The organism is endosymbiont of Ridgeia piscesae, from assembly GCF_001443665.1.
Classification (GTDB): domain Bacteria; phylum Pseudomonadota; class Gammaproteobacteria; order Chromatiales; family Chromatiaceae; genus Endoriftia; species Endoriftia persephonae.
Genome location: NZ_KQ557122.1, coordinates 92,305 through 111,811, shown reverse-complemented (window position 1 = coordinate 111,811; position 19,507 = coordinate 92,305). Strand labels below are relative to the sequence as shown.

Annotated in this window: 18 protein-coding genes and 1 other RNA gene; all 19 read left to right on the top strand. The window is 61.4% G+C overall.

Annotated features, from left to right (window positions below; all coding sequences use genetic code 11):
* Positions 1 to 30 precede the first annotated feature (30 nt).
* An RNA gene (rnpB, locus tag Ga0074115_RS05845) (RNase P RNA component class A) lies at positions 31 to 379 on the top strand.
* 260 nt (positions 380 to 639) lie between these two features.
* A complete protein-coding gene (mraZ, locus tag Ga0074115_RS05840) occupies positions 640 to 1,095 on the top strand; it encodes a division/cell wall cluster transcriptional repressor MraZ (protein ID WP_060528315.1) in 456 nt (151 codons plus the stop codon).
* Between the two features lie 2 nt (positions 1,096 to 1,097).
* Positions 1,098 to 2,033, top strand: coding sequence for a 16S rRNA (cytosine(1402)-N(4))-methyltransferase RsmH (gene rsmH / locus Ga0074115_RS05835; RefSeq protein WP_057955008.1), 936 nt, complete (start codon positions 1,098 to 1,100; stop codon positions 2,031 to 2,033).
* Positions 2,033 to 2,302 (top strand): cell division protein FtsL, encoded by a 270-nt coding sequence (gene ftsL, locus Ga0074115_RS05830; protein ID WP_005960920.1) that lies wholly within the window; start codon positions 2,033 to 2,035, stop codon positions 2,300 to 2,302. The genes rsmH and ftsL overlap by 1 nt, the downstream gene beginning before the upstream one ends.
* 1 nt (position 2,303) lies before the next feature.
* Positions 2,304 to 4,040, top strand: coding sequence for a peptidoglycan D,D-transpeptidase FtsI family protein (locus tag Ga0074115_RS05825; RefSeq protein ID WP_057955007.1), 1,737 nt, complete (start codon positions 2,304 to 2,306; stop codon positions 4,038 to 4,040).
* A gap of 8 nt (positions 4,041 to 4,048) precedes the next feature.
* Positions 4,049 to 5,581, top strand: coding sequence for a UDP-N-acetylmuramoyl-L-alanyl-D-glutamate--2,6-diaminopimelate ligase (locus Ga0074115_RS05820; RefSeq protein ID WP_232432926.1), 1,533 nt, complete (start codon positions 4,049 to 4,051; stop codon positions 5,579 to 5,581).
* The gene (locus Ga0074115_RS05815; protein WP_057955006.1) at positions 5,578 to 6,942 is read left to right on the top strand and encodes a UDP-N-acetylmuramoyl-tripeptide--D-alanyl-D-alanine ligase; all 1,365 of its coding nucleotides are present in this window, start codon (positions 5,578 to 5,580) and stop codon (positions 6,940 to 6,942) included. Before Ga0074115_RS05820 ends, Ga0074115_RS05815 begins: the two co-directional genes overlap by 4 nt.
* 2 nt (positions 6,943 to 6,944) lie before the next feature.
* Positions 6,945 to 8,027 carry a phospho-N-acetylmuramoyl-pentapeptide-transferase gene (gene mraY / locus Ga0074115_RS05810; RefSeq protein ID WP_005960915.1) on the top strand — a complete coding sequence of 361 codons (1,083 nt, stop codon included), beginning with the start codon at positions 6,945 to 6,947 and terminating at the stop codon, positions 8,025 to 8,027.
* Positions 8,027 to 9,382 (top strand): UDP-N-acetylmuramoyl-L-alanine--D-glutamate ligase, encoded by a 1,356-nt coding sequence (murD, locus tag Ga0074115_RS05805; protein ID WP_057955005.1) that lies wholly within the window; start codon positions 8,027 to 8,029, stop codon positions 9,380 to 9,382. The genes mraY and murD overlap by 1 nt, the downstream gene beginning before the upstream one ends.
* Positions 9,379 to 10,578 (top strand): putative lipid II flippase FtsW, encoded by a 1,200-nt coding sequence (gene ftsW / locus Ga0074115_RS05800; RefSeq protein WP_057955004.1) that lies wholly within the window; start codon positions 9,379 to 9,381, stop codon positions 10,576 to 10,578. Before murD ends, ftsW begins: the two co-directional genes overlap by 4 nt.
* Positions 10,563 to 11,645, top strand: a complete 1,083-nt coding sequence (gene murG / locus Ga0074115_RS05795) for an undecaprenyldiphospho-muramoylpentapeptide beta-N-acetylglucosaminyltransferase (protein WP_198295045.1) — start codon at positions 10,563 to 10,565, stop codon at positions 11,643 to 11,645. The genes ftsW and murG overlap by 16 nt, the downstream gene beginning before the upstream one ends.
* Entirely contained in the window at positions 11,638 to 13,077 is a 1,440-nt protein-coding gene (gene murC, locus Ga0074115_RS05790; protein WP_060528313.1) for a UDP-N-acetylmuramate--L-alanine ligase, read from the top strand. The genes murG and murC overlap by 8 nt, the downstream gene beginning before the upstream one ends.
* On the top strand, positions 13,074 to 13,277 hold the full coding sequence (locus Ga0074115_RS16200) for a hypothetical protein (protein ID WP_157292675.1): 204 nt from the start codon (positions 13,074 to 13,076) through the stop codon (positions 13,275 to 13,277). Before murC ends, Ga0074115_RS16200 begins: the two co-directional genes overlap by 4 nt.
* On the top strand, positions 13,277 to 14,173 hold the full coding sequence (gene murB / locus Ga0074115_RS05785; RefSeq protein ID WP_057955003.1) for a UDP-N-acetylmuramate dehydrogenase: 897 nt from the start codon (positions 13,277 to 13,279) through the stop codon (positions 14,171 to 14,173). Before Ga0074115_RS16200 ends, murB begins: the two co-directional genes overlap by 1 nt.
* Positions 14,170 to 15,102 carry a D-alanine--D-alanine ligase gene (locus Ga0074115_RS05780; RefSeq protein WP_057955002.1) on the top strand — a complete coding sequence of 311 codons (933 nt, stop codon included), beginning with the start codon at positions 14,170 to 14,172 and terminating at the stop codon, positions 15,100 to 15,102. The genes murB and Ga0074115_RS05780 overlap by 4 nt, the downstream gene beginning before the upstream one ends.
* Positions 15,099 to 15,914: a cell division protein FtsQ/DivIB gene (locus Ga0074115_RS05775; protein ID WP_057955001.1), complete on the top strand. Its 816-nt coding sequence runs from the start codon at positions 15,099 to 15,101 to the stop codon at positions 15,912 to 15,914. Before Ga0074115_RS05780 ends, Ga0074115_RS05775 begins: the two co-directional genes overlap by 4 nt.
* Entirely contained in the window at positions 15,915 to 17,150 is a 1,236-nt protein-coding gene (gene ftsA, locus Ga0074115_RS05770) for a cell division protein FtsA (RefSeq protein WP_005960907.1), read from the top strand.
* A gap of 47 nt (positions 17,151 to 17,197) precedes the next feature.
* Complete coding sequence (ftsZ, locus tag Ga0074115_RS05765; RefSeq protein WP_060528312.1) at positions 17,198 to 18,388, top strand: cell division protein FtsZ; 1,191 nt, start codon at positions 17,198 to 17,200, stop codon at positions 18,386 to 18,388.
* A gap of 204 nt (positions 18,389 to 18,592) precedes the next feature.
* Positions 18,593 to 19,504, top strand: coding sequence for a UDP-3-O-acyl-N-acetylglucosamine deacetylase (gene lpxC / locus Ga0074115_RS05760; protein ID WP_060528311.1), 912 nt, complete (start codon positions 18,593 to 18,595; stop codon positions 19,502 to 19,504).
* Positions 19,505 to 19,507 lie beyond the last annotated feature (3 nt).

Below are 19,507 nucleotides of genomic sequence, written 5' to 3'. Positions count from 1 at the left end.
CTTTTCCGCTAAACCAGTAGGTTGCTAGCGGGAGTCGGCCGGACAGTCGCTGCCTCGGCAACGAGGTGGAGGAAAGTCCGGGCTCCACAGGGCAGGGTGCCAGGTAACGCCTGGGGGACGCAAGTCTACGGAAAGTGCCGCAGAAAAGATACCGCCTAAGCGCCTTTGGCGCCGGTAAGGGTGAAATGGTGCGGTAAGAGCGCACCGCGCTGACGGTAACGCCAGTGGCAGGGTAAACCCCACCCGGAGCAAGACCAAATAGGGGAGCATTGGTGTGGCCCGCATCGCTCCCGGGTAGGTTGCTTGAGGTGCACGGTGACGTGCATCCCAGATGAATGGCTGTCCTCGACAGAACCCGGCTTACAGGCCGGCTCCCCCTTTTTTAGCCTCTCGACGAATTTCCTCCCGCAAGCGCAACGCTGTTCTCATGTTTCACATTAGGTTTTTGCGTTACCTCTTTGTGTTTAAAGAGGTTTATCTTCTGTGTGAGCAACCTTAACTCCCGCGTGTAACTATTTGATCAAACAGGGGTTTTACAATCACTCTCCTTGACAAGGTGGAGATGCGGCACCTAAGATTGGAAAAAAGTGGAATAATGTGGGTAAGAGGGGAGTTTGTTTCCAAGCGGGGGGGTGAGCGGTGTTTCGTGGGGTTTCTGCCCTAAATCTGGACGCCAAAGGCCGTATGGCGATACCGACTCGGTATCGTGAGCGGCTGGTGGAATCCTGCGCCTCCCAATTGGTAATCACCGTAGATAAAGACCGCTGCCTGCTGATCTACCCCGAGCCGGTTTGGGAGGAGATCGAGCAGAAGTTGAAGGCCTTGCCCTCATTCAATAGGGCGGCACGCAATTTACAGCGGCTCTATATCGGCCACGCCCACGATCTGGAAATGGATGCTCAAGGACGAATTCTGCTGCCGACGGAGCTGCGTAAGTTCGCCAATCTGCAGAAACGGGTCGCCCTGGTGGGACAGGGCGACCGTTTTGAGTTGTGGGATGAAGAGACCTGGAATCGCAATCGGGATGAGTGGTTGGAAGAGGTTGACCTGAACGATCTTGACCTGCCAGAGGAACTTGAGTCGCTCTCGATCTGACGATGACAGAGATAACAACACATAGGCCGGTACTGCTGGAGGAGGCAGTAACAGCCTTAAATATTACAGCCGAAGGGATCTATATCGACGGCACCTTCGGTAGGGGCGGACACAGCCGGCGCATACTCAAGGCATTGGGTGAGCGGGGACGATTGATCGGCATCGACAAAGATCCACAGGCGATCGTCCATGGCAGAGAACAACTGGGGGGGGATGCACGGTTCACTATCGTGCAGCAGAGCTTTGCGATGATTGCGCAAGTGGCACAGCATGCAGGTGTGGCGGGCCGGGTTGATGGGGTCCTGCTGGATTTGGGTGTCTCTTCTCCTCAGTTGGATCAGGCTGAGCGGGGGTTTAGCTTTCTGCAGGATGGCCCATTGGATATGCGCATGGATCCCAATTCGGGGATGAGTGCTGCCCAATGGCTGGCGGTTGCGACAGACAAAGAGATCGCTGATGTGCTCAAGCGTTATGGCGATGAACGCCATGCACGCCGCATCGCGCGTGCCATCGTGGCGGCACGACAAGTCGAACCGATTCTGACCACCGGACGGCTGGCGGAGATCGTCAGCGCTGCCAACCCTGCCTGGGAAAAGGGCAAACACCCTGCGACACGCAGTTTTCAGGCGATTCGCATCTTCATTAATCGAGAACTGGATGACCTGCAGCAGTTTCTCGGTCAGGTACTGGAGGTGCTGCGCCCCGGCGGGCGGCTGGCGGTGATCAGCTTCCACTCGCTGGAGGACCGGATCGTCAAACGTTTCATGCGCGACCAGGCGAAGGGAGATCGCTTCCCCGCCGGTGTCCCGGTCACCCAGGCGCAGCTGCAACCGCGTTTGAAACTGCTGGGCAAGGCGATACGGCCGGGTGCAGACGAGACCGAGTCGAACCCGCGGGCGCGCAGTGCCGTTTTGCGCGTTGCCGAGAGGCTTGCCTGATGTCGGCGCGGAGCTGGTTACTCGCCCTTCTGATGGTTGCAGTGGTGCTGTCGGGGATCGGTGTGGTCTACGCAAAATACCTCAGCAGAAAGCAGTTTGTGCGTCTGCAGGAGTTACTGACAGAGCGGGAGAAGATCGGTATCGAATGGGGGCGTCTGCAGCTTGAGGAGAGCACACTCGCCACCCACTCGCGAGTGGAGCGGGTAGCGCGGGGCAGCCTCGGCATGCACCTGCCCCGGTTCGATGAAGTGGTGGTGATAAGGCGCTGAGATGGCGGCAAGCAAGAAAAAACGACAGCAGAGCGATACTGCGCGGGAACCCGGCTACCGGGGCCGGCGCTGGCTTGTGCTCGGCATTTTGCTGCTCGCCTATGGCCTGCTGGTGTGGGGGGCGATCGACCGCCAGGTGCTGCAGACCACGTTCCTGCAGGAGCAGGGTGAGCGCCGTTACCTGCGGGTGATGAAAGTGAGCGCCAGTCGCGGCATGATTACCGATCGCAACGGCGAGCCGCTGGCGATCAGCACCCCGGTCAAGACTGTTATCGCCAACCCACGCAAAATTAATGTGGATGGGAAGACGATCGGCGCGCTGGCCGCCACCCTTGATTTGGATGCCGACTGGCTGCGCCGGCAGCTTTCGCGCGACAAGGGGTTCGTCTTTCTCAAGCGGCGTATCGACCCGGACACTGCCGCGGAGGTGGAAGCACTCAATATCAAAGAGATCAGTCTGGTCTCCGAGTATCGCCGTTTCTACCCCAGTGGCGAGGTGATGGCCCATGTGCTCGGCTTCACCGGGATGGACGACCAGGGACAGGAAGGCATGGAGCTGGCCTACGACGAGTGGCTGAAGGGTGCGCCCGGCGCCAAGCGGGTGATCAAAGATGGCCATGGTCGGGTGGTGGAGAATGTGGAGAATATCCGCAGTCCAAAACCGGGCAACGAACTGGTCCTGAGCATTGACCGGCGGCTGCAGTTTCTCGCCTATCGCGAGCTGAAGGCGGCAGTCACTAAACACAAGGCGAAGTCGGGTTCGGCTGTGATTCTCGATGTGCGCAGTGGCGAGGTGCTGGCGATGGTCAACCGTCCCTCCTATAACCCGAATGCACGGCGCGACAGCCACCACTCCAGTTTCCGCAACCGCGTGGTGACCGATGTCTTCGAACCGGGCTCGACGCTCAAGCCGTTCACTGTTGCCGCCGCCCTGGAACAGGGCCGTTTCACCGCTGACACACCGATTGACGTCAATCCAGGACAGCTGCGGGTGGGGCGCCATTGGGTGCGCGATCATCGCAACTATGGCCGTATCGATGTTAAGACGGTGCTGCAGAAGTCGAGCAATGTGGGGATTAGCAAGATCGCTTTGGCGCTCAAGCCGGAGACCCTCTGGAACTTCTACACCCGACTCGGTTTCGGCAGCAGCAGCGAGAGTCTTTTTCCCGGCGAGTCGAGTGGCAGCCTGCCCCACTTTTCTGACTGGAGCGCGTTTGAACAGGCCACCCTCTCCTTCGGCTATGGGCTGGCACTGACCCCCCTGCAACTGGCCCGCGCCTATGCGGTGATCGCCAACGACGGGGTGCAGCTGCCGGTCTCGATGTTGAAGCTGGAGCAGCCGTCGAAAGGGAAACGGGTGATGCGCCGCCGCAATGCCCGTGCCCTGGTGAAGATGCTGGAGGCGGTGGTCGCCGAGGGTGGTACCGCACCGCAGGCGGCGGTGCCTGGCTACCGGGTGGCGGGCAAGACCGGTACCGCTAAAAAGTCGGTCAAGGGAGGGTATGCGGATGATCGCTACCTCGCCCTGTTTGTCGGCATGGCGCCGGCGACCGATCCACGGTTGGTGATGGCGGTGCTGATCAATGAACCCCGAGGTAAAGAGTTCTATGGTGGCAAGGTTGCAGCTCCGGTCTTCTCCCGAGTGATGAGTGGCGCGCTGCGGATTCTCAATATCCCCCCCGACAACCTGGCGTTGCCGTCGGGGTCGCGACTGGTACAGATGGAAGCGGGGCGATGAAGAGTCTGATGAACAGGTCTCAGACCGTGTCGCTGCAGGATCTGCTGGCGGGCTTGGCAGAGATCGATGCCGCCCAGGACCGCCCCATCTCCTGCCTTGCCATCGACAGCCGCAACCTCTGTCCCGGCGGGCTGTTTCTCGCCTGTCAGGGGGGCGACCGGCACGGTCTCGATTTCACCGAACAGGCGCTGGCGCAGGGGGCAGTGGCGATCGCCTGGGAGCCAAATGGCTCTGAAGTCAATCGACAGGCGGAGCGGTTGGCGACGCAACTCCCGATTCCATTGATTCGAGTGGAGGGGCTGACACGTCTAGCGAGCCTGATTGCTGCGCGCTTCTTCGCCTATCCTAGCCGCTCGATGACGGTGATCGGTGTTACCGGAACCAACGGCAAGACCAGCGTCAGCCATCTACTGGCCCAGGCCCTCGATAGCGAGGCGCGTTGCGGCGTGGTTGGTACCCTCGGCGCAGGTTTCCCAGAGGCCCTGGAGGCCACCGGCTACACCACCCCGGATGCGGTCAGCGTGCAGGGGTTGCTGGCGGAGCTGAAAGCAAAGGGCGCGCGCAGCGTGGCGATGGAGATCTCCTCTCATGCGCTGCATCAGTCGCGGGTCGAGGCGGTGCACTTCGATATCGCCGTGTTCACCAACCTCAGCCGCGACCACTTTGACTATCATGGCAGCCTTGGCAACTATGCCGCGGCCAAGCGGCGTCTGTTTCAGATGCCCGACCTGCGCTGTGCGGTGCTCAACATGGATCAGCCGTTTGGCCTGGAATTGCTCGGCAGTCTGGCCGGCGATGTGGATGCGGTGGGCTACTCCGCCGATCTTGAGAGTGCCTTCCCAGAGCGTCTGAGTGACTGGATACGGGCCGAACGCATTCTGCCCACCGCGCGGGGCATGGAGATCCAGCTGGAGAGCAGCTGGGGATCAGGTCTGTTGCAGACTGAACTGATGGGCAGCTTCAATGCCGACAACCTGCTGGCAGCGCTGGCGGTGCTGCTCTACAAAGGGTGGGGCTGGTCCGAAGCGATCGCTGCACTCGCCTCGATCAAAACCATTGCCGGTCGACTGGAGCGCTTCGAAGGCGAGGCCGGGCCGATGGTGATCGTCGACTACGCCCACACTCCGGATGCCCTGCAAAAGGCGCTCGAGGTGTTGCGTGGCCACTGCCAGGGTTCGCTCTCGGTGGTGTTCGGCTGCGGCGGCGACCGCGACCGTGGCAAGCGGCCGCAGATGGGAGCGGTCGCTGAGCGCCTCGCCGACCGGGTGATCCTCACCGATGACAACCCGCGTAGTGAGGCCAGTGAGGCGATCATCCAGCAGATCCTGAGCGGCATGCAGCAACCCGACGTGGTGCAAGTTGAGACAGACCGGGCCCAAGCGATCCGTCTGGCCGTGGAGTCTGCCGGCGCCGATGATCTGGTGCTGATCGCAGGTAAGGGCCACGAGCGCTGGCAGGAGATCGGTGATCGACGCATCCCCTTCGATGACCGGGAGCAGGTGCGGCGGCTGCTTGGTATCGCTGCGGAGGGGCAGCAGTGAATCAGTTCAGCCTCTATCAGGCGGCGGAGCAGATCGACGGTATGCTGTTCGGCATGGAGCGCAGCTTTGGTGCGGTCAGCACCGATACCCGCACGCTGCAGCCCGGTGATCTCTACGTGGCCTTAAAGGGCCCCAACTTCGATGGCCACGAGTTTCTCTATGAGGCCGAACTGCGCGGTGCGGTGGCGGCGCTGGTCAGTGAACGCACGACCGCGCACCTACCGCTGATCCTGGTCGATGACACCCGGCTCGCGCTGGGGCGGCTGGCGGCGGCCTGGCGTCAGGCCTTCCCGGTGCCGCTGGTGGCGGTGACCGGTTCCAACGGCAAGACCACGGTCAAGGAGATGCTTGCCGCGATCCTCAGCCAGCGCGGTAAGGTGCTGGCGACCCAGGGCAATCTGAACAACGATATCGGCATGCCGCTGACCCTGCTGCGTCAACAGGATGAGTCCTATGCGGTGATCGAGATGGGGGCCAATCACCCAGGCGAGATCGTCGCCCTGAGCGGAATCGCGCGCCCCGACGTGGCGCTGATCACCAACGCTGGGGCCGCCCATCTGGAGGGTTTCGGCACGCTCGACGGGGTCGCCAAGGCGAAGGGGGAGATCATCCAGGGTCTGACCGATGACGGCACGCTGGTGCTGAATCGTGATGATGCCTACTTTCCCTTCTGGCAGAAACAGGCCGAGGGTCGGCGTCTGCTGACCTTCGGCACCCATCCCGAGGCGCAGCTGCGACTGGATGCGGAGGCCGCCGAGACCCGCTGGGAGGCGGACGGCTTTATCGTGCATGCGCCGCTCTTCTATCAGGACACAGAGCTGCAGTTAAAGCTGGCCCTCGGTGGACGACACAACCTGATCAACGCCGCTGCTGCCGCTGCCGCCGCGATTGCCCTAGGGGCCTCTGAAAAGGATGTGGTGGCAGGTCTGGCCGGCATGCGGCCGGTGAAAGGTCGCCTGCAGACTCGCATGGCGGCGGGCGTACGGCTCATCGACGACAGCTACAACGCCAATCCCGATTCGGTAAGCGTCGCCATCGAGCTGTTGGCGCAGGCGCCGGGGCAGCGTTGGCTGGTGCTGGGTGATTTGGCCGAACTGGGCCTGGGCGCAGTGCGTCTGCATCGGCAGATTGGTGAACAGGCGCAGCGTGCCGGCATTGATGTGCTGTGGAGTGTGGGAGAGCTAAGCCGCGAGGCGTCGGTGGCGTTTGCCGGGGCCGGGCGTCATTTTGAAGATAGGGAGGCACTGGCGGAGGCGCTGCGGGAGGGCGCAGCTAGTGGTGACACGATACTTATAAAGGGCTCACGATCTGCCGGGATGGAGCAGGTCGTAGATGCCTTGGCCGGCCAGGGGGGAGACTGACCATGCTGCTTTATCTGACAGACTGGCTCGCGCAGTACCATAGCGCGTTCAATGTCTTTCAATACTTGACCATGCGCACCATCCTTGGCGTGCTGACCGCACTGCTGATCTCGCTGCTGGTGGGGCCGGTTATGATTCGCCGGCTGAGCCACCATCAGATCGGCCAGACGGTGCGCGATGACGGCCCGGAGAGCCACTTCTCCAAGGCCGGTACACCGACCATGGGCGGTGCGCTGATTCTGGTGGCGATTACCATCGCCACCCTGTTGTGGGCCGACCTGGGCAACCGTTATGTCTGGATCGTGCTGATCGTCACCCTGTTGTTCGGCATCATCGGTCTGGTCGACGACTACAAAAAGCTGGTGAAGCGTGACCCACGCGGCTTGATCGCCCGTTGGAAATATTTCTGGCAGACCTTGGTCGGGCTGGCGGTGGCCGTGACCTTTTATGTGACCGCGAATGCGCCGGAAGCGACTGAGCTGCTGGTCCCCTACACCAAGAACCTGGCTATCGACCTGGGGCCCTGGTTCATCCTCTTTGCCTATCTGGTGATCGTCGGTTCCTCCAATGCGGTCAACCTCACCGATGGTCTGGATGGACTGGCGATCCTGCCCACTGTGATGGTGGGCGGCGCGCTGGGCATCTTCGCCTATCTCACCGGGCATGTGGATTTTGCTGGCTATCTGAAGATTCCCTACCTGCCTGGAGTGGGCGAGCTGGTGGTGTTCTGTGCTGCGTTGGTGGGGGCCGGGCTGGGCTTCCTCTGGTTTAACGCCTATCCGGCCCAGGTCTTCATGGGAGATGTGGGTGCGCTGGCCCTCGGCGCTGCGCTGGGTGCGGTAGCGGTGGCGGTGCGCCAGGAGATGGTGCTGTTCATCATGGGCGGGGTGTTCGTGATGGAGACAGTCTCGGTGGTGCTACAGGTCAGCTCCTTCAAGCTGACCGGGCGACGTATCTTCCGCATGGCGCCGCTGCACCACCACTTTGAGTTGAAGGGGTGGCCTGAACCACGGGTCATCGTACGCTTCTGGATCATCACCGTGGTTCTGGTGTTGATCGGACTGGCGAGTTTGAAGATCCGCTGATGCCAAACGTGATGCAACAAACCGCCAGAACGCTGGTCGTGGGGCTGGGCAAAACCGGCCTCTCCTGCGCTCGCTACCTCACTGCCCAAGGGGTCGCGGTGGCGGTGACCGACAGTCGTCAGCAGCCGCCGGGGCTGCAGGCGCTGCGCGAGGAGATGCCCGATCTGGCGCTGTTTCTCGGCGGCTTCCAGCCGGAGGTGTTCGCGGCGGCCGAACGGCTGGTGATCAGCCCCGGGCTGTCGCTACAGACCCCGGTGATCGGCGCCGCCATCGAGCGTGGCGTCCCGGTGGTGGGGGACATCGAGCTGTTTGCGCAGGCGGCTAACGCGCCGATCATCGCGATCACCGGCTCCAACGGTAAGAGCACCGTCACCACCCTGCTGGGTGAGATGGCGAAGGTGGCTGGGCTCAACGTGGCGGTGGGCGGCAATCTGGGCGAACCGGCCCTTGATCTGCTGGATGAGGATGTGCAGCTCTATGTAGTCGAGCTCTCCAGTTTTCAGCTGGAGACCACCCAGAGCCTGCGGGCGAAGGTGGCAGTGGTGCTGAATATCGCTGCCGATCACATGGATCGCTACGTCAGTCTGGATGACTACATCGCAGCCAAGGCGGTGGTTTACCGCAATGCCGAGCAACGGGTGGTCAACCGGGACGATCCCCGTGTGGTGGCGATGGTGGCCGATCTCGATAACACGCTCGGCTTTACCCTTGGTGAACCAGAAGGCGGGGATTTTGGCGTCAGGCGCGTGGCAGGGAAGCGCTGGCTTTGTCGTGCTAACGAGTTGCTGATGCCGGCTGCGGATCTGCGCATTCCTGGTGAGCACAACCTGGCTAACGGATTGGCAGCTTTGGCCTTGGGCAGCGCTGCCGGGTTGGCGATGGCGCCGATGCTGGAGGCACTGCGCAGTTTCTGCGGCTTGCCGCACCGCACCGAGTTTATCGCCGAAAAGCGTGGGCTGCGTTGGTATAACGACTCCAAGGGGACCAATGTCGGTGCCACCGCTGCGGCGCTGGAGGGGTTGCACCCGGAGCATGGCGAGAGCCGCACCGTGCTGATTGCCGGTGGTGACTGCAAAGGGGCCGATTTCAGCGAGCTGGCGCCGGTGGTAGCGCGCACTGCACGGGCGGTGATCCTGATCGGTCGGGATGCGCTGCTGATCGAAGAGGTGCTGAGCGGCTGCGCCCAGCTGGTACATGTAAAATCGATGAAGAACGCGGTCGAGGTGGCGGCTCAGCATGGGTTGCCAGGGGATCGCGTGTTGCTCTCCCCCGCCTGCGCTAGTTTCGATATGTTCGCCAGTTTTGAGGATCGGGGTGAGCAGTTTGCTCGGGCGGTGGAGGCGCTGGACGAATGAATACAGCAGTACGCCCGCAAGCGATAACCGGCAAAGGTGGTTCGCTGCCAGCCCTGCCGCAGCTCGACTACTGGCTGCTGGGCGCCGCTTTGGTGCTACTCTGTTTTGGCATGGTGATGGTCGCCTCTGCCTCGATGTGGGTGGGTGAGCGCATCGGCGGCACGCCTTTTTTCTATGTCATTCGTCACGCCATCGCCATCGGTCTGGGCGTTAGTGCAGCGCTGCTATTGTCGCAAGTTTCGATCCGGCAGTGGCAGCAGGCGGGTCCGCTGCTGGTGTTCTTGGGTATGGGGTTGCTGTTGATTCTGCTGATGCCCGGCGTCGGCAAGACGGTCAATGGTGCGACCCGCTGGATTCAGCTGGGGCCATTCAACCTGCAGAGCTCGGAGTTCATGAAGCTCTTCATGGTGATCTACATCGCCGGTTATCTGGTGCGTCGTAGTGAGGAGGTCAGCAACTCTTTCTGGGGCTTTGTTAAGCCGATGCTGGTGCTGGCTCCGACTGGGGTGCTGATCCTGCTACAGCCCGATTTCGGCACCACGGTGGTGCTGTTTGCGACGGTGCTCGGCATGCTGCTGCTTGGCGGTGTGAAGCTCTGGCAGTTCTCGATCTTGCTTGGCATGGCGGTCTCCGCCGCTAGCGCGCTGGCTTACTTCTCCACCTATCGTTGGGCGCGCATTACTTCCTTCGTCAACCCCTGGGATGATCCCTTCAAGAGTGACTTCCAGCTCTCCCAGGCGCTGATCGCCTTCGGTCGCGGTGAGATCAGCGGTGTCGGTCTGGGCAACGGCATACAGAAGCAGTTTTATCTGCCGGAGGCCCACACCGATTTCCTGATGGCGGTGGTTGGTGAGGAGTTCGGCCTGATTGGTACCTTGGTGGTGATCGCGCTGTTCTTCTTCATCAGCTGGCGGGCGTTTGGCCTCGGTTGGCGAGCTGAGCGTCTGGGGCAGCGTTTTTCTGCCTATCTGGCCTACGGGTTCGGCATCTGGATCGGCATCCAGGCGTTCATCAACATCGGTGTGAATGTGGGAGTGCTGCCGACCAAGGGGCTGACGCTACCGTTCATGAGCTACGGCAGTAACAGCATTGTTGTTGTCTGTATTGTGATGGCTTTGCTACTGCGGGTCGACCACGAGGTGCGTCAGGCGTCCCGGGAGACACAGAGGAGGGCCGCCAAGTGGAGTCGCGCGTGATGGTGATGGCTGGCGGTACTGGCGGGCATGTATTTCCGGCACTGGCGGTGGCGCAGTGGCTGCAACAGCAGGGCTGCGGAGTGTTCTGGTTGGGCACCCCCGGTGGTATGGAGTCACGTCTGATCCCGCACTACGGCATTGAGATTGAGCAGGTCGAGATCAAAGGTGTGCGTGGTACAGGGTTGAAACGTCGTCTGGCCGCCCCTTTCGTGCTGCTGCGCGCGCTCTGGCAAGTGTCAGTGATCCTGCGGCGCAAGCGGCCCGCTCTGGTGCTTGGTATGGGCGGTTTTGTCTCCGGTCCTGGCGGCCTGGTGGCCTGGTTGATGCGCATCCCGTTGGTGATCCAGGAGCAGAATGCGGTGCCGGGGCTGACCAACCGGCTGTTGGCGCCGCTGGCTCGGCGGGTCTTCGAAGCCTTTCCCGGCAGCTTTGATGCGGCTCGTAGGGCCCTCAATTCGGGTAATCCGGTGCGCGCTGAGATCACTGCGTTGGCGGCGCCGGCTGAGCGGTTTGCGGCGCGCAGCGGACCGCTGCGACTGTTGGTGCTGGGCGGCTCCCTGGGGGCTCAGGCATTAAATGAGACCGTGCCGAAGGCACTGGCGCTGCTTGAGCCGGCGCAGCGGCCGCAGGTGCGCCACCAGGCGGGTGAGCGGAATTTCGTGGTGGCGCAGCAGGCCTATCGGGACTTCGGCATTAGCGCCGAGGTGAAACCTTTTGAAGAGGATATGGCGGCGGCCTACGGCTGGGCTGATCTGGTGATCTGCCGGGCTGGCGCGCTGACCATCTCGGAGCTGGCGGCAGCCGGCCTGGGGGCGATCTTGGTGCCCTATCCCCATGCGGTGGATGACCACCAGACCCGCAACGCTGCCTTCCTGGTGAATGCCGGGGCGGCGCAATTGCTGCCGCAGAGCGAGCTGGATGCGGCGGATCTGGCAGATCGATTGAGTCGCCTGAGCGCTGATCGTGGCGAACTGATGAAGATGGCCGGGGCTGCACGTGCCTTGGCACAACCTGACGCAGCAGAGCGGGTTGGTCGCGCCTGTCTGGAGGTAATGAACCATGAATGAAGCGGTAAGACGTCGCCACGCCCCGGACAGCATGGGCCGCATGCGACGCATCCACTTTGTCGGTATCGGCGGCGCCGGCATGAGCGGCATCGCCGAGCTGATGCTCAATCTTGGCTATGAGGTCTCTGGTTCGGATCAGCGTGAAAGCGCGGTGACCCAGCGCCTGAGTGATCTCGGCGCCGAGGTATTTCTCAGCCATCAGGCGGGCAACGTGATCGGCTCGGATGCGGTGGTGATCTCCAGCGCCGTCAAAGAGGATAATCCCGAGGTGGTGGCGGCTCGAGAGGTACGCATTCCGGTGGTGCCGCGGGCGGAGATGCTCGCCGAGATCATGCGCTTCCTCTACAGCATTGCGGTGGCCGGCACCCACGGCAAGACCACTACCACTAGCCTGATCGCCAGCGTGTTGGCCGAGGGTGGGCTCGACCCGACCTTCGTCATCGGTGGCCGGCTCAACAGCGCTGGCGCCAACGCCAGGCTCGGGGAGGGAGACTATCTGGTGGCCGAGGCGGATGAAAGCGATGCCTCGTTTCTCTATCTGCAGCCGATGCTGTCGGTGGTGACCAATATCGACGCCGATCATATGACCACTTACGGCGGTGATTTCGAGCGGCTGCGCGCCGCCTTTCTGGAGTTTCTGCATCATCTACCTTTCTACGGCCTGGCGGTGCTCTGCATCGATGACCCCGAGGTGCGGCGGCTGTTGCCGAAGGTGACCCGGCGGATTCGCAGCTACGGCTTCTCTGAGGATGCCGACGTGCGCGCGGTGGATGTTGAACAACAGGGCTTGACCACCCGCTTCAGGCTCGAATGCGAAGGTTGGGAGCGCGGCCAGCAGGTCAGCCTCAACATGCCGGGCCGGCACAATGTGCTGAATGCGCTGGCGGCGGTGGCAGTGGCCTTGGAACTAGGGGTGGAGCCAGCCGCCATCCAACGGGCGCTACAGAGTTTTCAGGGCATCGGGCGACGGTTTCAGACCAAGGGCGAATGCCGCTGTGGGGCTGGTCAGGTGCTGCTGGTGGATGATTACGGGCACCATCCGCGGGAGATCGCCGCAACCCTGCAGGCGGTGCACGAGGGTTGGCCTGGCCGGCGCATCGTGCTGACGTTTCAGCCGCACCGTTTCAGCCGCACCCAAGAGCAGTTCGATGACTTTGTACACGTGCTCTCGCAAGCGGATGTGCTGTTGCTGACCGAAGTCTATGCAGCTGGTGAGGCGCCTATCCAGGGGGCTGACGGGCGCGCCCTGAGTCGTGCGGTGCGAGCCCGAGGGCAGGTCGATCCGGTGTTCGTTGAGCCGCTGGATGAACTGCCGGAGATCATCGCTGGCATTCTGCGTGACGGTGACATCGTGCTGACCCTGGGGGCGGGCAGCATCGGTACGATTGCCGCCCGCCTGCCAGAGATCCTCTGTGAGGGAGGTGAATCATGAGTGTGAGTTTTGATATGCGACGGTTGCATCATGGATGTGGTGAATCCTTGCTGCCTCATGCTGGCGGTCGTGGGTTTGTGCCTTTTCAGACAGCTCAGGCTGGCGTCAAACAGATTCAGGCGGGTAGCCGGCGAGCCGACAAGCAGGCCAGCTTGGCTCAGCAGCAGGCTGCGTTGGTGAGTGGGAGGGACTCGCGTTGATGGCGGCGGTGCAACCGCAGGGGCTGCGCGGCGAGATGCGTTACGACGAGCCCATGGCACGCCATACCACCTGGCGGGTGGGTGGCCCGGCGCGGCGTTTCTATCGCCCCGCCGACCGCGAGGATCTGCTCCTGTTTCTGCAGGGTTTGCCAGAAGATGAAACGCTCTTCTGGCTCGGCCTGGGCAGCAACCTGCTGGTACGCGATGGCGGCTTCGACGGTACCGTGATCGCCACCCAGGGACGGCTCGATCGAATTGAGTGGCGCGGCGAACGCCAGCTCTATCTCGAGGCTGGAGTCACCTGTGCCAGGGTGGCAAGAATGGCCGCTCGGGCGGGGCTCTGCGGCGTGGAGTTTCTGGCAGGTATCCCCGGTACCTTGGGCGGCGCCCTGGCGATGAACGCCGGCGCGTTTGGCGGTGAGATCTGGCCACGGGTGATCGGTGTCGAGATGGTTGATCGGCACGGCCGGCTGTGGCGGCGCTCGCCGGATGAGTTTGAGATCGGCTATCGCTCGGTCAAGGGGCGGGCGGAGGAGTGGTTTCTCGCCGCAGAGCTGCAACTGCTGCAGGGTGATGCGGACAGTACCCAGGCGAAGATCCGTTCTTTGTTGGAGCGCCGCGGCGCGACTCAGCCGACCCGCATGCCGAGTTGTGGTTCGGTGTTTCGCAATCCGCCGGGAGATCACGCGGCGCGCCTGATCGAGGCTGCGGGCCTCAAGGGGCTGCAGATCGGTGGCGCCCAGGTTTCGGAGAAACACTCCAACTTCATCGTTAACACGGGTGAGGCGACTGCAGCTGATATCGAGGCGCTGATCGAGCGGGTTCAGCAGCAGGTGGAGGCGCGCAGCGGAGTGCGTTTGGTCACTGAGGTGCACCGCATTGGAGAGCCGCTATGAGCCATTTCCAGCCAGCAGAATTCGGTAAGGTGGCGGTGCTGATGGGCGGGTGCTCTGCGGAGCGGGAGGTCTCACTGCGCAGCGGTGACGCGGTTTTTCAGGCGTTATTGCGTCAAGCTATTGACGCCCATGCGGTGGATTCCGCCGAAAATCTGTTGGAGCAGTTGAGCGAAGGCGGCTTTGATCGCGCCTTCATCGTGCTGCACGGCCGTGGCGGTGAAGATGGCACGGTGCAAGGGGCGCTTGAATCGATCGGCCTGCCCTATACCGGCAGTGGTGTGCTGGGCTCGGCCCTGGGGATGGACAAGTACCGCACCAAGGCACTCTGGAGTGGTTTGGGCTTGCCAACCCCGGAGTCGCGCCTGATCGAGCGGGAGTCTGATCTGGAGGCCTCGGCCGCACTGGGTTTTCCGCTGATGATCAAGCCTGCCCGGGAGGGTTCAAGCATTGGTATGGCGCGGGTCGGTAGCCGGGATGAGCTGGAGCAGGCCTGGCAGATGGCGGCTGAGTACGACCCGATGGTATTGGCGGAGCGCTGGATCAGCGGCCAGGAGTACACCGCCAGCCTGCTCAGAGGCAAATCGCTGCCACTGATCCGTCTCGAGACACCTCGTACATTTTATGACTACGAGGCTAAATACAGCGCCGATTCGACCCGTTACCACTGCCCCTGCGGCCTGCCTGCGGCAGAGGAGCAACGTCTGCAGCAGCTGGCTGCGAAGGCCTTCGATGCGGTGGGCGCCAGCGGCTGGGGGCGAGTTGATCTGATGCTGGATGAAGCGGGCGAGCCTTGGCTGATCGAGGTTAACACGGTGCCGGGCATGACCGATCACAGTCTGGTGCCGATGGCGGCCAAAGCGGCCGGGATAGGATTCGATGAGCTGGTGATGCAGATTTTGCGAACCAGTCTGGAGCTTGCAGAGGGATGAAGCGCAGACTTAAAAAACGGTCGGCGCCTGGACGATTCGCCATGGTGGTCGATTTTTTGCACCGTTGGGGGGTGATGCTGAGTGTCGTCGCCCTAAGCCTGGCTGCAGTGCTCTGGGGCTACCAGTGGCTGCAGCAGCCGGGGGTGATGCCGCTGCGCTCCGTGGGGATTGATGGTGAGGTTAGGTATCTGGATCGTGGGTTGCTGGAAAAGACCGTGCACGAGTCGATCCGGGGCGGCTTTTTCAGCGTCGATCTGCAGGCCGTGCGCAGTGCGGTTGAGGGACTGCCTTGGGTCGATCGGGTGAGTGTGAAGCGGCTCTGGCCCGACCGGATTGAGGTGTCAGTGGTGGAACATGAGCCTCTGGCCAGATGGGGTAAAGACGCCCTGGTGAACCAACGTGGTGAGATCTTTCGCCCGCGCAGCCTGCCGAAGATTCCCGGGCTGGTTAGTTGGGAGGGGCCGGATGCGAATGTGGCCTTGATTCACCGGAATTATCGCCGGATTCGGGCGCTGCTGGAGACGGTAGAGATGAAGCTGAAGCGCATCGTTGCTGATCAGCGTAACGCCTGGACCCTCTATACCGATGAAGGGCTGGCGCTGGTGCTTGGACGTGGAGATGCTGCGCAGCAATTGGCGCGTTTTGTGCCTCTCTATCCGGAATTGCGCGCCAGCCGGAAACAGAAGCTGCTACGGATCGATCTCCGATACACCAATGGATTCAGTGTGACCTGGGAGACTCAAATGGATCGCTCGGAAAGCGCGAACTATCCACAGATGTTGTTTCGCCCAAACCGGGGAGTGGATGTCTGAATGACAAAGAAGATTGAAAAGAACCTGATCATCGGACTCGATATTGGCACCTCCAAGGTGATGGCGGTTGTCGGCGATCTCAGGCCTGATGGCGAGATCGAGATCATTGGTATCGGCTCGCACCCCTCGCGGGGGTTGAAGAAGGGTGTGGTGGTCAATATCGAGTCGACGGTGCAGTCGATCCAGCGTGCCATGGAAGAGGCGGAGTTGATGGCCGGCTGCGAGATTCACTCGGTCTACGCCGGGGTGGCGGGCAGCCACATTCGTAGTCTCAACTCCTACGGCATCGTCGCAATCCGTGACAAAGAGGTGACGCAGAGTGATGTGGAGCGGGTGGTCGATGCGGCCCGCGCGGTGGCGATCCCCGCTGATCAGCGCATCCTGCACATCCTGCCGCAGGAGTTCATCATCGATGAGCAGGAGGGGATTCGTGATCCGATTGGCATGTCTGGGGTGCGCCTGGAAGCGCGCGTGCACATGGTTACCGGCGCGGTGAGCGCGGCGCAGAACATCATCAAGTGTGTGCGACGCTGCGGTCTGGAGGTGGATGACCTGATCCTGGAGCAGCTCGCCTCCAGCTATGCGGTGTTGAGTGAGGATGAGAAGGAACTCGGCGTCTGCCTGGTCGATATTGGCGGCGGCACGACCGATATTGCGGTCTTTACCGGTGGTTCGATTCGCCACACTGCGGTGATCCCGATTGCTGGTGATCAGGTTACCAACGACATTGCGGTGGCACTGCGTACCCCGACTCAGCATGCTGAAGATATCAAGATCAAATATGCCTGCGCGCTGACCCAGCTCGCGACTAGCGACGAGACTATAGAGGTACCGTCGATCGGTGACAGGCCGCCGCGCAGGCTGTCGCGGCAGACCCTGGCCGAGGTGGTGGAGCCGCGGTACGAGGAGTTGATGATGCTGGTCCAGGCAGAGCTGCGGCGCAGTGGCTATGAAGATGTCATCGCCGGCGGCGTGGTGATGACCGGAGGCAGTGCAAAGATGGAGGGGGCGATCGAGCTGGCGGAGGAGGTCTTCCATATGCCCGTTCGGCTCGGAGTCCCGCAGACAGTGTCGGGGTTGGCAGATGTGGTACGTAATCCGATCTATTCGACCGGTGTGGGGTTGTTGCAGTTTGGTCGGCACAATCAGTATGGCGGCACATCGGAACCGATGGGCACAGGTGGCTTACGGGGGGCCTGGCAGAGCATGAAAAATTGGTTTCAAGACAATTTCTGAATGAGAGATTAAGGGCGCGGCTGAGGTAGGAACCTAGGAGGTAGGCAATGTTTGAGCTCTTGGATACACATAGTACAAACGCGGTAATCAAGGTTATCGGCGTGGGTGGCGGCGGCGGCAACGCGGTCAATCATATGGTGAGTGGTGAGATCGAGGGCGTGGATTTCATCTGCGCCAATACCGATGCGCAGGCGCTGCGCAGCAGCGAGGTGCGTACGCTGCTGCAGCTCGGTTCAGATATCACCAAAGGACTGGGTGCAGGAGCGAATCCCGAGATTGGCCGGCAGGCGGCACAGGATGATCGGGACCGTATCGTTGAGGTACTGGAGGGGGCCGATATGATCTTCATCACCGCTGGGATGGGCGGTGGTACTGGTACCGGGGCGGCGCCGGTGGTGGCGGAGATCGCCAAGGAGATGGGGGTGCTGACGGTGGCGGTGGTCACCAAGCCCTTCGCTTTTGAGGGCGGTCGTCGCATGAAGGTGGCTGAGGCGGGAATTGAGGAGTTGGCCAAGTGCGTCGACTCGTTGATCACCATCCCCAACGAAAAGCTGCTAGCGGTGCTCGGCAAGGACATGAGTCTGCTGAATGCCTTCAAGGCAGCCAACGATGTGTTGCTGAATGCGGTGCAGGGTATTGCCGAGCTGATCACCCGTCCCGGCCTGATCAACGTCGACTTCGCCGACGTTAAGACAGTGATGTCGGAGATGGGATCGGCGATGATGGGCTCGGGTGAGGCGACCGGTGAAAACCGCGCCCGTGAGGCGGCTGAGCGTGCTATTCGCAGCCCGCTGCTGGAGGATATCAACCTCTCGGGAGCGAAGGGCATTCTGGTCAATATCACCGCCGGTCTAAATCTTGCCATCGGTGAGTTCGATGAGGTGGGCAGTACCGTGCGTGAGTTTGCGGATGATGATGCAACGGTTGTGGTCGGTACCGTGATTGACCCGGAGATGCAGGATGAAATGCGGGTGACTGTGGTGGCGACTGGCCTGGGTGAGATCGCACAGATCGCAGAGCTTCCCAGTAAACGCCAGGAGCCGAAGGCAGCGCCGCCGGTGACCCTGGTTGATGCGGATGTGGGGCTCGGTGATCACGAGAGAGACTATGCCGCCTTGGATAAGCCGGCGATCGTGCGCCATAAAACACAGGCGAAAGGGGGAGTGGAGCCTGCTACCCCTCCGGACGATTTCTCCTACCTTGATGTGCCGGCCTTTCTGCGCAAACAGGCGGACTGAGATCTGCCGGGCCTGATCGGTAGCGGAGGTGGTTATGGAGGCAAAGGGGCTGTCTAGTGCGCAATTGGCTGCAGGCAGCTGTTTTTCGATAGAATTGGAGGAAGGCTTTGTCGGCAAAGGGTTTTGTCGGTTTTTTTTACATGTGCTAGTATTGCCGCCTTCATACACAGGGGCCCCGCTTTAAATTGGGGGGACGGATAGGAAATGATTCGGCAACGTACGCTCAAAAACGTCATCCGCGCTACAGGTGTTGGCCTGCATACCGGTAACAAGATCTATCTGACCTTGCGGCCGGCGGCCCCTAATACGGGTATAGTGTTTCGTCGGGTTGACCTCGATCCGGCGGTGGAGATTCGCGCCTGCCCGGAGAATGTTGGCGATACCCGCCTCTCCACCACACTGGTGCAGAATGATGTGCGAATCTCGACCGTGGAACATCTGCTTTCAGCCTTTGCCGGTCTTGGTATTGACAATGCCTATGTGGATGTCAGCGCTCCTGAGGTCCCGATTATGGACGGCAGTGCAGGCCCTTTTGTGTTCCTGCTGCAGTCAGCTGGTGTGGAAGACCAGAACGCGGCTAAGCGGTTTATCCGGATCAAGCGCAGGGTGGTGGTGGAAGAGGGCGATAAACGCGCCAGCTTCGAGCCGTTCGATGGTTTCAAGGTCAGCTTCGCCATTGACTTTGATCATCCGGCATTCCATGAACGTACTCAGTATGCCAGCCTCGATTTCTCTTCGACCTCGTTCGTAAAAGAGGTCAGCAGGGCCCGTACTTTTGGCTTCCTTCGCGACATTGAGATGTTGCGCCAGCGAGAATTGGCTCTCGGCGGCAGCATGGATAACGCGATTGTGGTCGATGATTATCGGGTGCTCAACGAGGATGGATTGCGCTACGAGGATGAGTTTGTCAAACACAAGATTCTCGATGCGATCGGCGATCTCTATCTCCTTGGTCACAGTCTGATTGGCGCCTTCAACGGCTATAAGTCGGGGCATGCGCTCAACAATGAGCTGCTGCGTACGCTGCTGAAACGGCGTGATGCCTGGGAAGAAGTGACCTTCAAAGCGACCGACAATGCGCCGATCTCCTACATGAAACCGGTTCCTGTTTCCTGACGG

Coding starts and splice junctions, on each gene's coding strand:
- rsmH (WP_057955008.1), top strand. CDS start 1,098: ATGACAGAGATAACAACACATAGGCCGGTACTGCTGGAGGAGGCAGTA.
- ftsL (WP_005960920.1), top strand. CDS start 2,033: ATGTCGGCGCGGAGCTGGTTACTCGCCCTTCTGATGGTTGCAGTGGTG.
- Ga0074115_RS05825 (WP_057955007.1), top strand. CDS start 2,304: ATGGCGGCAAGCAAGAAAAAACGACAGCAGAGCGATACTGCGCGGGAA.
- Ga0074115_RS05820 (WP_232432926.1), top strand. CDS start 4,049: ATGAACAGGTCTCAGACCGTGTCGCTGCAGGATCTGCTGGCGGGCTTG.
- mraY (WP_005960915.1), top strand. CDS start 6,945: ATGCTGCTTTATCTGACAGACTGGCTCGCGCAGTACCATAGCGCGTTC.
- murD (WP_057955005.1), top strand. CDS start 8,027: ATGCCAAACGTGATGCAACAAACCGCCAGAACGCTGGTCGTGGGGCTG.
- ftsW (WP_057955004.1), top strand. CDS start 9,379: ATGAATACAGCAGTACGCCCGCAAGCGATAACCGGCAAAGGTGGTTCG.
- murC (WP_060528313.1), top strand. CDS start 11,638: ATGAATGAAGCGGTAAGACGTCGCCACGCCCCGGACAGCATGGGCCGC.
- Ga0074115_RS16200 (WP_157292675.1), top strand. CDS start 13,074: ATGAGTGTGAGTTTTGATATGCGACGGTTGCATCATGGATGTGGTGAA.
- murB (WP_057955003.1), top strand. CDS start 13,277: ATGGCGGCGGTGCAACCGCAGGGGCTGCGCGGCGAGATGCGTTACGAC.
- Ga0074115_RS05780 (WP_057955002.1), top strand. CDS start 14,170: ATGAGCCATTTCCAGCCAGCAGAATTCGGTAAGGTGGCGGTGCTGATG.
- Ga0074115_RS05775 (WP_057955001.1), top strand. CDS start 15,099: ATGAAGCGCAGACTTAAAAAACGGTCGGCGCCTGGACGATTCGCCATG.
- ftsA (WP_005960907.1), top strand. CDS start 15,915: ATGACAAAGAAGATTGAAAAGAACCTGATCATCGGACTCGATATTGGC.
- ftsZ (WP_060528312.1), top strand. CDS start 17,198: ATGTTTGAGCTCTTGGATACACATAGTACAAACGCGGTAATCAAGGTT.
- lpxC (WP_060528311.1), top strand. CDS start 18,593: ATGATTCGGCAACGTACGCTCAAAAACGTCATCCGCGCTACAGGTGTT.